Genomic DNA, 13,907 nt, shown 5'->3' with positions numbered 1-13,907 from the left:
AGTATATTGGCTGCCAACGCGCTCAAATAATGACCAAAGCGGATGCCGTTGTGTTTAGCTTGATGACTCTGGCCTTCCTGGGCCTGGCCTACCTGCTGCTGCTTTTCGCGGTGGCCTTTTGGGGTGACCGGCTACCCGTCCGCCGTATTCGTTCCGTAAAACCCCTACTGCTCGCCCTGGCCGGCACCTATACCAGTGCCTGGATGTTTTTTGGCACCCCGGCGCAGGCCCTGGAGGAGGGCTGGTTACTGCCCCCTACATTCGTTGGCGCTACCCTAATGCTCGCTTTCGGCGCGCCCCTGCTGCAGCGCTTTGTCAAGCTCACCAAACAGCAGGGCTGCACCTCTATTGCCGACTTTATCAGCGCCCAATACGGTGGCTCGCAACTACTGGCGGCGGCGGTGGCGGTAGTCGCACTGGTGGCGGTATTGCCCTACCTGGCACTCCAATTGCGTGCAATCAGTGACAGTTTCCTGCTGCTGACCGATGCCTCGGAATCCTTCACGCCCACGATCACCCTGGTTATCGGGGTCACTCTGGGTCTGTTTGCGCTGATGTTCGGTGCCCGCAATATCGACAGCGGGGCGCACCGCAATGGCATGCTGATGGCCGTAGCGCTGGAGGCCCTGGTGAAAATCCTCGCCTTTGTCGCTGTCGGCTACTATGCCTCCCACCTTCTGTTCGACGGCCCCTGGGATCTTGCCCGCAGTGCGCTCAACAGCGAGCGATTGCAAGCGCTGGCGGCGAGCCGCCCGGCAGATACCGGTTATTTTGCCACCATCGTGCTGGGCATGGCGGCCATGTTCTGTCTTCCGCGCCAGTTTCATATTCTGATGATCGAAAGCGAAAGCGATAAGGATATTCATACGCTGCGCAAATTGATCCCATTCTACCTGGGCATACTGACCCTCTTTATTGCCCCAGTGGGCTACGCCGGTTACCTGTGGCTGCCCGCTCACTACGATAACCCCGAGCGCTTCGTACTGGCTCTGCCACTCGAAAGCGGAAATCCGGGCCTGGCACTATTGGCGTTTATCGGCGGTCTGTCGGCTGGCGCCAGTATGATTATTGTCGCTACCATCGCCCTGTCCACCATGATTGCCAACACCCTGGTGGTCCCCTGGTGGCTGCAGCGGGCGCAGCAAACCCCGCAGCAGATTTTGGGGCATAACCTGCGCCGGGTGCGCCGCGTTATTATCGCCGGCATTATGGGCTGCGCCCTTTTAGTGAATGCCAGTATGGGGGCGGAGGTGCGCCTGGGCACCTTTGGATTGTTGTCACTGGCACTGGTGGCACAATTGGCCCCGGCCATGATTGCGAACCTCTACTGGCGCCGGGCGCGCGCAGAGGGCGTTGTTGCGGGGCTCCTCGCCGGTACCGCTGTGTGGGCAGTCTCCCCTCTGGCAATTGCCCTGGGATACCCCGACCTCTTGGGCAGGGCGCTCGGTTTCGGTGCGCTCACCATCAGCTGTGTACTGGGCCTGGGCCTGAACACCCTGCTTTTGTGGTGGGTATCCCAATGGTACAACCGCCACTCAACGAACACAGTCTCCACCGAATCGCCGCGCCAGCCGGATAAAAACGCTTTGTTTCGCCTGCTGGCGCGCTTTATCGGTGCCGACGCCGCGCACAAAACCTTTGCCACGGTTAAAAGCAGACAAAGTGGCGGCCAGGTGCCCTTCACCCCCTACCGGGACATGACGGAAAAAGTGCTCGCCGGTATTGTCGGCTCCTCCAGCGCACAGCGCCTGCTGCGCGAACTGGGTAGCGCCCAAGCACCGGATATCGATGCGGCTTCGGAAATCTACCGATTTGGCCGCGGCCTGCTGCAGAGCAGCATCGACAATATTGAGCAGGGTATCAGCGTGATCGACGGCAACCTGAACCTGGTGGCCTGGAACCGTCGCTACCTGGCATTGTTTCACTACCCGGCACCCCTGATTTATGTCGGCCAACCCGTCGCCGAGTTGGTGCGCTACAACGCCGAACGGGGTGAATGCGGTCCGGGTGCGGTCGAAGAGCACGTACGTAAGCGAGTGGCGCATTTGCGCCGCGGCACCGCCTACAAGGTGCGCCGTTATCGCCGGGATGACACGGTGCTGGAAATTCGCGGTATGCCACTGCCAGAGGGCGGCTTTGTCACCACCTACACCGATATTTCCGACTACGCGCACGCGGTGCGGGAATTGGAAGACATCCGGAATTCCCTGGAGCAAAAAGTGTCTCAGCGCACTGCTGAAATTGAACTGGTCAACCGCGATTTACAGGAAGCCATGGCCAGCAAAACCCGCTTCCTGGCTTCGGCGAGCCACGATCTGGTGCAACCGCTCAATGCCAGTCGGCTGTTCTTGGACGCACTGGCCGGACACGACCTGGACAGTGACAGCCGCACACTGGTGTGCCGTACCGACGATGCCCTGCGCGCGGCCGAGCGCCTGATTACCGACATGCTGCAACTGGCGCGGATGGACGCCGGGGATATCAAGCCGCAGCTGCAGCCACTCGCCCTCTCCAGTATTCTCGATGTGGCGGTGGCCGAGGCGCGCTTGCAGTTGCGCCAAAAAACGGGGCCACCGCTCCAACTGCACTATCGCCCCAGTCCGTGCTGGGTGGCAAGTGACCCGAACATGTTGCGCCGGGTGGTGCAAAACCTGTTGGAGAATGCCATCAAGTATACCCGCCGCGGCGGTATTCTGATCGGCTGCCGCGCCCATGGCGATCACCTGCGCCTGGAAATCTGGGATACCGGCGTGGGTATTGCGCCAGAACAGCAAAACGCCATCTTTGAAGAATTTACCCGCCTGGGTGGCACCAGTGAAGGTCACGGTTACGGACTGGGCCTCGCCACCGTCAAGCGGCTGTGTCGCCTGCTCAAGGCCCCGCTGGCCCTGCGCTCACGCGTGGGCCGCGGCAGTGTCTTTACGCTGAGCCTGCCGCGAACCGGGGCGCGACCCGGACCCCCGGCGGTTGCGACGACTAGGCCGGGGGCCGTGCAGCCCATACATCTGCAGGTGCTGTGTATCGATAACGAACCGCGGGTCCTGCAAGCCATGCAGGCGCTGTTGCAGGGGTGGGGTTGCACGATCCGGGTCAACACGGGCCAGCACACCCGGAACTTGAGCATGCCCGACGTTGTGCTGATGGACTACCATCTCGACGATGCCATTAACGGCATTGCCCTGGCCCGGCAGTTGTTCGTTCAGTGGGGCTGTGGCTGTCCCTGTATCGTGATTTCCGCTGAGAATACCGACCGGGTACGCACCCGTGCCCAGCACGCCGGATTTTACTTTTTGCAAAAACCCATCAGGCCCGCCGCGCTGCGCGCTTTGCTGAGCAGCATCGCCCAGCAAGCCATTCCTACCAAGGTCGAATAGTGAGAGCGCAGAGGGTGCGCTAGCGTATGGGCCAAAGCCACAAAAACCACTGTATCCACAAGCGCGGCAGTCTTTGCACTGTGAACAATATATGAGAAGAATTATCGTAGAAGTCTTGATGTTCAGCGCCTACGCGCTGTTTGCAGCGTCCTGGGTGGCCGGGGCCATCCTCACACCGGAAATTCAGCAGTCGTTTGCCCAGATGGGCCTCGCCAATGCCAGTTGGGGCAGCAATGCCATTACTCTGGCAAAGATTCTTGGCAACCTGGCCGCTGCCATCGTGCTGGTCAAACTCGGCATTCGCTATGCGTTCGCCGCCGCCATTTTACTGATTGCCGCCGGCGGCCTGGGGGCCTTTGCCGACAGTTACAACGGTTGGCTACTATCCCGATTGGCCCTTGGCCTCGGGGGTGCCCTGGCGATAGTTTATTTTAATCCGGTGGTCCTGCATTACTTCAGGCCCGGCGAGCGCCCGGTGGTAAACGGGATAAACGCCGCCGCGTTCAATACCGGAAATTTGCTCGCGCTGCTGACGACCAGCGTTCTGTTGCAATGGCTCGGCAGTTGGGAAAACCTGATATTCCTCTACAGTACCATGGCCGCGAGTCTCGCTCTGCTGTGGTGGCTCTGCGCCGAGTCCATTCCCCTTGCCGGTAGCACAGCGGATTCCGAAAGGGCCCGGCCCTACCGCTTGCGCGAAGGGCTGGCAGATCCTTTCAACTGGTGGCTGCCGCTGGCCTACTGCGGCGTACTCTTCTGCTATATCGCCGTATTTGCGCTCTTCCCACTGCTCGATACCTTTGCGGTACAGAGCACCCATTTGTCCGCGGTGATGATTGCCGCGGGGATGGTGGGCACCGTGGCCGGCATCGTCACCACCAAGCGCCTGCCGATGCGCCTACCAGTGATTCGCGCCGGTGGTGCTGGGCTGACGCTCAGTGCAACGGCAATGATTGCCACCAGCTCTCCCACCATTGCCTATAGCGCCGCGGCAATGGCAGGCTTTTTTATGTTTCTGCCGATGACTGCATTAGTCACTCTGCCCCAGGAGCTGCCGGGCATGACACCGGCGCGTATCACCGTCATCTTCGGGATGTTCTGGTCCATTTCTTACGGTATCGAAACCCTGTTGATGTGGAGTGCTACCAGTTTTGCCGACGCCAGCGGAATAGCCGCCAGCGCTGCCTGGATCGCCGTGGCCTGTTCAGCATCGCTATTTGTTGTCTCCTTCAAGCTGCCCGAGACAGGGACCAGCGCCAATACCGAGAGAAGCGTCAATGCCAACACTTGATCCAACCCTGGCAGAGTGGTTGCCAAAAATTCACACACTGGCCGAGCAGGCAAAGACAGCAGGAGTGGAGCCGACCCCCATCAATGCACGCGAGGGCCTCGCCAGCCTCACGCGCCAGTTTGTCGAAACCGGCCCCGACACGGCCGTCAAGGACTTTGTGATTCCCGGCGGCGCCTACCAGGTCCCGGTGCGCACCTACTTACCGCAGCGGGCCAGCGGCGGGCCTGTCATAGTCTATGTGCACGGTGGCGGCCATATGGCAGGCAGCGTGACGGTGTACGATCCGATCTGCCGCCGAATTGCTGAAACCTGTCGGCGGTGCGTGGTTTCCATTGAGTATCGGCGCTCGCCAGAAAACCCCTATCCCGCCGCCCTCTCCGATCTGAATCAGGTGCTGGAAAACCTTGCCCCGGCACTGGCGAACAGGGACATTCCCCACAACGGCCAAGTGATTTTAATGGGGGATTCCGCTGGCGGTGCGCTCTGCGCCACCCTGTGCGCGCGCTACCAGAGCCGCGTCGACTCACCGATCCTCGGGCAGATCCTGGTATATCCCAGCCTGGACTACACCATGAGCCACAAGTCTTATACCGAAAACGGGCGCGGCCATCTGTTGGAAGTGGAGAAGATCCGCTGGTACTTCCAAAATTATTTCAGCCGGGGAGAAGAGCGGGTGCAGGCGTCACCGCTGTCGATGCCGGTGAGTGCCAGGCTGGCCCCCACCCTGGTGTTCACTGCACAGTTTGACCCCCTGCGCGACGAAGGGCATGCGTATGTGGAGAAACTCCAGGCAGCCGGTGCACAGGTCTGGCTGCACAACTTTGATGACATGATTCACGCTTTTTTGAATCTGGAGCAACTGACATCCAAAGCGTGCAGAACCCTCTACCAGCGTACTGCGGACTTTATCACCCAATTGCTCGCAGACCACTGACGGGTATTCAGGTAGGCCTTCATTGCCTGTCGGGTTGCCAGGAAAAGATTAACTTAGGCTTTGCGCCTCACGGATAAGTTGCTTGCGGTCGCGCAAGCCCGTCTTGCGCAGGATCGCGGTGACATGGCTCTTCACCGTGGGCTCGGTAATCCCCAGCTCAAAGGCAATTTGCTTGTTCAGCATGCCGCGGGCGATCATCTGAAAGATGCGCAACTGCTGCGGCGTCAGTCCCTGCAGCCGCTCAATCAATGGACTCTGTGGCTGCGCTGCCAACAGCTCCTCGGCAAACCAGGTTTCGCCCTGCAATACCGCCCGGATACAGTTTTGGATTTCCAGTGGCTGTGCGGTTTTGGAAAGAAAGCCCACTGCACCGAATTGTGCGGCGCCCGCCACGCTTTGTGCACTGTCACTACCCGACACCACCACCACCGGCACCTGCGGGTATTCCTTGCGAATTCGCGCCAGGCCATTGTAGCCATCACTGCCGGGCATGTTTAAATCGAGCAGGAGCAGATCGAGATCCGCCTGGTGAGCGAGTGTCGCCAGTGTGGATTCCAGATCGACACTCTCTATCAGTTTCGCGTCGCTGGCATGCTGTAATGTGGCGAATAGGGCACTGCGATAGAGCGGGTGGTCATCCGCAATCAGAATGGTACTGCTCATTGCCAGAAACCGGGGGTTATTGTCTGGCTCCAGTCTACTGAGCTGTCCAGCCTCCGTCCACCGGCAGGGCAATGCCGGTCATGGTGGCTGCAGCATCGGACAACAGAAAGACGACAAGCTGCCCGATCGCCGCAGGTTGCGTCGCCACAGGTAGCGGTTGCTTCTCTCCAACAAGGACCATTTTGGCCCTCTCCATATCGATACCCCGCGCTTGCGCAATGGCTTGAATTTGCGGCTCGATCAGGGGTGTTTCCACCCAGCCGGGGCAAATCGCATTAACGGTTACCCCGGCCTTGGCGGACTCCAGAGCGAGCACTTTGGTGAGCCCCACCAGGCCGTGTTTGGCTGCGCAGTAAGCGGCTTTCTTGCCGGAGGCGACCAGGCCATGCACCGATGCAATATTGATAATGCGACCCCAGCCGACTGCCAACATCGCCGGCAGCACCTGTTGGCTCAAATAAAAAGGGGCATTCAGATTGACGGCAATCAGGCTATCCCAGCGCGCTTGTGGAAAATCCACCGCTGCGGATGTGTATTGAAGACCGGCATTGTTCACCAGCACATCCACACTGCCGCCAAACTCCTGTGTGGACACCACCAATTCGGTGCATCCCCGCAGAGTCCTGAGATCAGCACTGCTGAATCCACAGTCAACGCCAAACTCCCGCGTGAAATCGGCCGCAACTTCAGCTCCGGCACCGGCATCCAGCAGGCCGTGCAACATGATCCGGTAGCCACTGCTCGCCAACTCCCGAGCCACACCCAGCCCAATGCCACTGGTCGAACCGGTCACCAGGGCCAGCTTGCCGGAGTGATCACCTTCAGACACCACAATTCTCCGTCTCAACTTGGTCAATCGAAAATGATCCTAGCAAGGAGCGAAAAGCCCGTCTGTATGACCAAGGTATGAGGCTTGTGGCAAAGCGCTTCCGCAAAAAAACAGCCGCGTTGCAGCGGAGATACCACTTTCCGTCCCGCCCGGTTGCCAACACTGATTGCAGACCGCTAAAGGGGGGGATATCACTCGCAGCGGAAAGGGTTATCTGTGGGGCTCCAGCCAGCAGAGTGGCGGAGCCTACACTCCGGTGTTACAGTCTCTCAAACACCCTTGGTGTACTGTCCCGGCGCGGTCATCCTTGAGGGGGATCACCAAAAAACTACGGATCGATCTCTGTGGAACCCGACGGCGCATGGCTGTCTCGGCCTGCGGAAACCGCCTCGGCATCGGAAACACGCCCTTTACCTTCTTCTGTCGCCCCCTTCGCCCCAGCGGACCCTGTTTGTGCTTCGTCAACCTGCGCGGCGACTATGCGCTCGACACGTTTGTTGTTCCGCTGGAAGAAGGCGCCGAGATAATTGGCATAGTCAATACTGACCGAATCCACATGGGCACCGCTGGCATCAATACCGCCGGACCAGGTGTGTCCCAGGTCATTGAACCAAAGCATCGACACGCGACCATCCTGCCATAATTGTTCTTCGGCCGTGTGACCGGCTGCGTCACTCAGGTGGTTGGTGTCACTCATCCGCTTCACTCCGTATACCTTGGCCATACCCTTCGCATTTTGTGTGTTGTAGCAGGCATTCACTGTGGTATCAGCGCTGCCGTGGCCAATGCTGGCAATCTGGGTATCCAAATGGCTGGCGTAGCTACCGGCATAATTGCGGCAGCGGCTGGCAACGTCGGCGCGCTCACAGTTGCCTATCGCCCCACTGGCGCTGGTACCAATACTGGGCCCGGCACTGGCCCCAAAACCTGCAAATATATCCGGGGCAATACAGGCGGCAGTGTTGGCAAAGGCCGCCCCGGAGGAAAGGCCCGCGATATACACCTGCCCGGGATCGATATTGTATGCGGCATCGCCAGACAGGGCGGTGGCCAGATTAATCAGATTAGCGTAGTCGCCGTGGCTGCGGGTACGTGCCCCCTTCCAGTAAGACCAACAGCCAAACCCCGCTTTATTCGCCGCATCCGGTACGGCGATCACCATGCCGTAATTTTCCGCTGTCTCCTCCAGGCCCGCCGTCAGAAATACATCGATAGACTGGCTACAGCCATGTAAAACGATCAGCAGCGCTTTGCCGTTACCGATGGCCGAAATGCTATCCGGAATGAACAAATGGACTCGGTCAAAGCCACCGATGGCCACATTTCGCTGCCAGGAATCGGCCAGCGCCGGGATACTGCCGAAAACCGCAAACAACATACCGAGCCACAGGCTCGATACCCGCTTACCAGGGCGTTGAAAAAACATAGCTGGCGCCTCTTTTGGAGTAGTGAGCCGGTAAAAACTGCACTGCCTGTAAGCCCTTCCCCTCACAGGCAGCCGATTGTTGATCAAAATAGAAACTGTATACAACAGGCGCAACTAGACTTAGGTCGGAGATGCCTTTCAGGCACAGGCCCCACCCCAACACAAGGCGCAGGCCCGATGAACCCAAGCCGGTGAATATGAAGGTTCGCCGGCGGTTTTTCGATCCACTTCCCTGGCAAATGCTTGCGGCAATATCAGAATATAATCGATTAAATCCCTTTAAGACGCGTTTTGGGCTGATCCTGCGCTCGCTGTCAACGGTTATGATTCCAAACAAAAGGCTCTCGGCTGGACAAAATGCACCGCTTGGTACCGCGGGTGTTTTACTATCGGGTCGGAAGGAGAGAAACCCCACTCTCCCAGGACGCGCTGTGAATACATCCCAGTACGCTCGTTATCGGCATTTATGCCTCATACGATCCTGGCAGAGGGGTATTCTTCCCTCCTGCCTTACTAGTAACATTGAAACAGCACCAGAGCGGCCGGGCGCTTGGGCTAAAATTTTTCCGATGCTTGCTTTATTAGTGAACGTATTGATTTGCTTGGTATCATTGCAATACCGCCTTGGCGGGTTGTTGCAGTCCCCCATCAGTACATAGAAATATCCGATGAGTAAACACGACGATCTTTACGCAAACCCGCTGGGGCAAGTGGCTGGTTTTGAGTTTGACCGCCAGGTTGTGGACGTTTTCCCGGATATGATCAAGCGCTCAGTGCCCGGCTATACAACCATTGTGGCCATGACCGGTACCCTGGCAGAACGCTACGCACAAGCCGGCAGCCGCTGCTACGACCTGGGCAGCTCCCTGTGCGCAGCCACCCTTGCCATGCGCCACCGCATCCCCGCGGCAAACTGTGAAATTGTCGCGGTGGACAATTCCTCCGCAATGGTAACGCAGGCCCGCACTGTACTCGCCGCCGACAGCGGTGAAATTCCGGTACAACTTATCTGTAGCGACCTGCAAACTACTGCCATTGAAAACGCCTCGGTGGTGGTGCTTAATTTCACCCTGCAGTTTATCCCGCTGGCAAAGCGCCGGCCGATCCTGCAGAAAATTTATGACGGCCTGCGCCCCGGGGGAATTGTCATTCTCTCGGAGAAGGTGCACTTTGCCGATAAAGCACACAGTGAGCTGATGATTGAGTTGCACCACGCCTTTAAGGCTGCCAACGGTTACAGTACCCTGGAAATTGCACAAAAACGCTCAGCCTTGGAAAATATCCTGATTCCAGAAACCCTGGATACCCACCGCGGGCGCCTGAAAGACATTGGTTTTTCCAGCGTGGATGTCTGGTTCCAGTGTTTTAATTTTGCCTCTTTGCTGGCTCTTAAAGGCAAGCCCGAAAAGTAAGTACCCCTGTGATTGACTACACACGACTCTACCAAGGCCTGCAACATATCCCGGCCCTGCGCACCTGGTTGTCACAACTACCGCAACAGGTCGCTGAGGGTCTGAGCCCGCAGCGCTGGGGCGACCTGCCCGATTGGCGCGCGGCAATCGAAGCTCTGCCGGATATAACGCCCACGAGTATCCAACTGAATCACCGGATTCGTGTCGGCAGCACGACCGATGCCAGCCCCGCGCAACGGCAGTTGCTGGAAGCAGGACTGAGAAAACTCCACCCCTGGCGTAAAGGCCCCTGGGAGCTGTTTGGCGTATCCATTGATACGGAGTGGCGATCCGACTGGAAATGGGATCGCGTGCTGCCACACCTGGCCCCGCTCAGAAACAGGCTGGTGCTGGATGTGGGGTGCGGCAATGGCTATCACTGCTGGCGGGCCTACGGTGCCGGTGCGTGCCGGGTGATCGGTATAGATCCTTCGGCAAAGTCTGTTGCTCAGTTCTACGCCCTGAAAAAGTACCTGGGAAATAAGAAACCGGTGGACCTGCTGCCACTGGGTATCGAGGCACTGCCGGAAAACCTGCGCGCCTTCGACACCACTTTCTCTATGGGGGTGCTCTACCACCGGCGTTCGCCTATGGATCATCTGCGAGACCTTCGCGGGACTCTACGCCCGGGGGGGCAGCTGGTGTTGGAAACCCTGGTGATTGATGGCGAACTGGGGGACTGCCTGGTACCCGAAGGGCGCTACGCGAAAATGCGCAACGTGTGGTTTTTCCCCAGCTGTGCGACTCTGGAGAGCTGGCTGCGCAAGTGTGGCTTCGAAAACCCAAAAACCGTGGACCTGAACACCACCAGTGCTGAGGAGCAGCGGCGCACCGACTGGATGCGCTTTGAATCCCTGGCGGATTTTCTCGATCCGCAATCACCGGGGAAAACCATTGAGGGTCACCCCGCGCCCAAACGTGCCGTTTTGGTCGCGAAAGTACCGTAGCTTCTCTTACGCCACGGTTCTGCGGATGCATAAATCCGGAAAAAACCGCCACTGGGAGAATTTTGTGCGGAATAACCGCTGTGATCTTGATTATTGCCCCCCCTGCGGCAAAGCTCGCCCCCAAACGGTGCAACAATACCCTCAGGGAGGGCTGCGAAACAGTGCAGTCCGGCGAAGAGTAATTTATGAGTATTAGTGTTTTCGAACTCTTTAAAATCGGCGTGGGCCCTTCCAGCTCCCACACAGTGGGTCCCATGATCGCTGCCCACCAATTTGTGCAGGACCTGCGCGCCCGCGGACAGCTGCCCCAGACTGATCGCGTACAAATACACCTCTACGGCTCCCTGGCCCTCACCGGTTTAGGCCACGGCACCGACATGGCGGTATTGATGGGACTGCTGGGTCAATCCCCTGATACCATCGATGTGGACAGTATCGATGAACGATTGGCTGCGATCCAACAGGCGTCTGCCCTGCTATTATATAATGACCACAAGATCGAATTTATTCGTGATCGCGACCTGACTTTCCACACAGAGACATTCCTGCCTCAACACTCCAACGGTATGACCTGCCAGGCCTACTCAGGCCCAGAACGGCTATTTGAACGCAGTTACTTCTCTATCGGCGGTGGCTTCGTACTGTCTGAGGAGGACTTCGCCCACAGAGAGGAAATCGCTACCCTGCTGCCCTATGACTTCCAAAACGCCGAACAACTGATGAAGACCTGCACACAGCACGGCTGGGCCATTGCCGATCTGGCCATGCAAAATGAGAAGGCGTTTCGCAGTGAACAGGGGGTGAAAGACCGCTTGTGGAATATCTGGAAGGTGATGGATGCCTCTATTGAGAGGGGCTGTCATCAGCAGGGAATTCTGCCCGGTGGACTGAACGTGCCCCGTCGCGCAGCGGATCTATATCAGGAACTGAATAAACAACCCCCGGAGGAGCGCAACCAGGGCTTGGCCATCCTCGACTGGGTCAGCCTGTTCGCTCTCGCCGTAAACGAGGAAAATGCCGCGCGCGGGCGTATTGTTACCGCCCCCACCAACGGCGCTGCTGGAGTCATCCCCGCCGTCATCGCCTACTACGTGAAATTTGTACACAAACCCAGCAAACATGGTGATCTTAAGGACCAGGTGGTGAAATTCCTTCTGACCGCCGGCGCCATTGGTATGCTGTACAAAAAAAACGCTTCCATTTCCGCTGCGGAAGTGGGTTGCCAGGGGGAGATTGGCGTGGCCTGTTCCATGGCCTCTGCCGGCCTCGCAGCAGTGCAAGGCGGCAGCAACCAGCAGATCGAAAACGCGGCGGAAATCGGCATGGAACACAATCTGGGGCTCACCTGTGACCCTATCGGCGGGCTTGTCCAGGTGCCCTGTATCGAGCGCAACACCATGGGTGCGGTAAAAGCCATTAACGCTGCACGCCTCGCACTGCGCGGCGACGGTGCCCACATAGTTCCCCTCGACAGCGTGATTGAAACCATGCACCAGACCGGTATCGATATGCAGAACAAGTACAAGGAAACCGCCCTGGGCGGCCTTGCGGTCAACGCAGTGAACTGTTAATAAAATAACCGCACCTTCACCCGGTACTATCCTGCCAGTGTAGATAAATCAGGACATTGTTACGGAAAAAGCGCGAATAATGTGGTGCGCCGGTAACCCTCCCGGGGAGAGTTCGGCTTGTGCAAGTCCGGGTAGCCTGTCTAGGCTAATCCATGGCGCAAGGACCGTGATCAGCTTGGTATGCCATGTTTGGTATAGATATCAAAACGCCCGGACTTTCCCTGCAAAAAAAGGCTGGGTTTTTTACCGGCCAGGTGGGGGGCCAGCTTGGGACGCTTGACCACGGTGCGGTAATAGCAGGCTTTGATAGCGGGTTCCAGCAAGTTATCCGCGTCCTTGTCCACACCTACCAGATAATGAAATGCCACCATTTCTTTTTTTACTTTGGCACTCTTGCCCCGCAACGGGAACATGGGATCCAGATAGACAACCTGCCAGGAGTCCTCGCCTTGCCGTGCCAGCCAGTCCGCTGCGGAAATGGCGTCATCAACCAGGGACAAACGCCCGGCGACTGAGACCAGTTCAGTATCGGCAACAGCCGCCACCTGCAACCGCCGCAGGCCATCCTGCAACAACAGGCGCACCACCGGGTTGCGCTCAAGCATCCGCACCTCACAACCCAGCGTCGCCAATACAAAAGCATCGCGCCCGAGTCCGGCAGTCGCATCCAATACACGCGGGCAAAAACCCGGTCGCAAACCAATGGCCCTGGCAACCGGTTGCGCCCTGCCACCACCAAACCTGCGCCGGTGCGCCAGGGCTCCGCCCACAAAATCCACGGCGACAGGCCCCGGCGCCCCGGGACCAGTCGCACACACTTCCAAGCGCTCGGCGCAGCGTAGAACCCGGGGGAAATCGCCTATTTCCCTGGGATCAACCACGCCCAGGCAGGGGAAATCGAGTTGACTGGACAACTGTTGGGCAGCGGGGAGGTTTTTCGGGGTCGCCGCAATCACAGCCAATGCCGGACTCATCGACACTCCGTGCAATAATCAAAAAGCGGCCAATGCTAACCCGGATTTTCCAGCCATTCCAGGGCTTGGGGATACTCACTCAGCGAAAAGGGGCGCACTTCGGCACTGACGAAATGGCAGACCAGATTCGGCATAAAACTTAGGACGGGATTATCGGATAGTACGGCTATTTTCTGGATATGTTTATGGTGGTCGTGTACAAAACGGAAATGTGAAATCAGTGCGACAAAACTCTCCCAACCGGCAAAATCCTGCGCATTGATCAGCAGACCCTCTATCCTGCCCTGCTCCGTGATGACCGGATCTATCTGGGCTGCAAGCTGCTGAAAATCCTCCGCAGAAAATTTTCCTACAGGTTTGACTTCGAGTATCTCGTGTTCCCGACACCACTGATGTTCAATCATGCTTCCACAACGGGCAAGGGCCACCTCCGTCGGCAGCCCGTGC

At 58.1% G+C, this 13,907-nt stretch carries 11 protein-coding genes; 6 read left to right on the top strand and 5 right to left on the bottom strand.

The window, feature by feature from the left end; translation table 11 throughout:
* Positions 1 to 50 precede the first annotated feature (50 nt).
* From ACL7TT_RS14990 to ACL7TT_RS14980, 3 genes are all read left to right on the top strand, one after another.
* On the top strand, positions 51 to 3,374 hold the full coding sequence (locus ACL7TT_RS14990; RefSeq protein ID WP_413396586.1) for a PAS domain-containing hybrid sensor histidine kinase/response regulator: 3,324 nt from the start codon (positions 51 to 53) through the stop codon (positions 3,372 to 3,374).
* A gap of 91 nt (positions 3,375 to 3,465) precedes the next feature.
* The gene (locus tag ACL7TT_RS14985) at positions 3,466 to 4,665 is read left to right on the top strand and encodes an MFS transporter (RefSeq protein ID WP_299943590.1); all 1,200 of its coding nucleotides are present in this window, start codon (positions 3,466 to 3,468) and stop codon (positions 4,663 to 4,665) included.
* The gene (locus ACL7TT_RS14980) at positions 4,652 to 5,599 is read left to right on the top strand and encodes an alpha/beta hydrolase (RefSeq protein ID WP_299943588.1); all 948 of its coding nucleotides are present in this window, start codon (positions 4,652 to 4,654) and stop codon (positions 5,597 to 5,599) included. Before ACL7TT_RS14985 ends, ACL7TT_RS14980 begins: the two co-directional genes overlap by 14 nt.
* Before the next feature lie 48 nt (positions 5,600 to 5,647).
* Here ACL7TT_RS14980 and ACL7TT_RS14975 read toward each other — a convergent pair whose 3' ends face one another.
* The 3 genes from ACL7TT_RS14975 to ACL7TT_RS14965 all read right to left on the bottom strand — a co-directional run bounded on the left by ACL7TT_RS14975 (position 5,648) and on the right by ACL7TT_RS14965 (position 8,517).
* A complete protein-coding gene (locus ACL7TT_RS14975) occupies positions 5,648 to 6,262 on the bottom strand; it encodes a response regulator (protein WP_299943585.1) in 615 nt (204 codons plus the stop codon).
* Positions 6,263 to 6,296: 34 nt separating this feature from the next.
* Positions 6,297 to 7,091: a 3-hydroxybutyrate dehydrogenase gene (locus tag ACL7TT_RS14970; RefSeq protein ID WP_413396584.1), complete on the bottom strand. Its 795-nt coding sequence runs from the start codon at positions 7,089 to 7,091 to the stop codon at positions 6,297 to 6,299.
* 328 nt (positions 7,092 to 7,419) lie between these two features.
* Positions 7,420 to 8,517, bottom strand: a complete 1,098-nt coding sequence (locus ACL7TT_RS14965) for an extracellular catalytic domain type 1 short-chain-length polyhydroxyalkanoate depolymerase (RefSeq protein ID WP_413396582.1) — start codon at positions 8,515 to 8,517, stop codon at positions 7,420 to 7,422.
* 668 nt (positions 8,518 to 9,185) lie between these two features.
* On the opposite strand from ACL7TT_RS14965, the gene cmoA reads away from it, so the two are divergent.
* From cmoA to ACL7TT_RS14950, 3 genes are all read left to right on the top strand, one after another.
* Positions 9,186 to 9,929, top strand: a complete 744-nt coding sequence (gene cmoA, locus ACL7TT_RS14960; protein WP_413396580.1) for a carboxy-S-adenosyl-L-methionine synthase CmoA — start codon at positions 9,186 to 9,188, stop codon at positions 9,927 to 9,929.
* 8 nt (positions 9,930 to 9,937) lie between these two features.
* The gene (gene cmoB, locus ACL7TT_RS14955) at positions 9,938 to 10,915 is read left to right on the top strand and encodes a tRNA 5-methoxyuridine(34)/uridine 5-oxyacetic acid(34) synthase CmoB (RefSeq protein ID WP_413396578.1); all 978 of its coding nucleotides are present in this window, start codon (positions 9,938 to 9,940) and stop codon (positions 10,913 to 10,915) included.
* A gap of 185 nt (positions 10,916 to 11,100) precedes the next feature.
* Positions 11,101 to 12,486 (top strand): L-serine ammonia-lyase, encoded by a 1,386-nt coding sequence (locus ACL7TT_RS14950; RefSeq protein WP_413396576.1) that lies wholly within the window; start codon positions 11,101 to 11,103, stop codon positions 12,484 to 12,486.
* A 170-nt stretch (positions 12,487 to 12,656) separates the two neighbouring features.
* Here ACL7TT_RS14950 and ACL7TT_RS14945 read toward each other — a convergent pair whose 3' ends face one another.
* Both ACL7TT_RS14945 and ACL7TT_RS14940 read right to left on the bottom strand, forming a co-directional pair.
* Complete coding sequence (locus tag ACL7TT_RS14945; protein WP_413396574.1) at positions 12,657 to 13,460, bottom strand: class I SAM-dependent methyltransferase; 804 nt, start codon at positions 13,458 to 13,460, stop codon at positions 12,657 to 12,659.
* Between the two features lie 35 nt (positions 13,461 to 13,495).
* Positions 13,496 to 13,864 carry a SpoIIAA family protein gene (locus ACL7TT_RS14940; protein ID WP_413396572.1) on the bottom strand — a complete coding sequence of 123 codons (369 nt, stop codon included), beginning with the start codon at positions 13,862 to 13,864 and terminating at the stop codon, positions 13,496 to 13,498.
* Positions 13,865 to 13,907 lie beyond the last annotated feature (43 nt).

The organism is Microbulbifer jejuensis (assembly GCF_047289955.1).
In the GTDB taxonomy this organism is placed as follows: domain Bacteria; phylum Pseudomonadota; class Gammaproteobacteria; order Pseudomonadales; family Cellvibrionaceae; genus Microbulbifer.
This window is presented reverse-complemented; position numbering and strand designations above follow the sequence as displayed.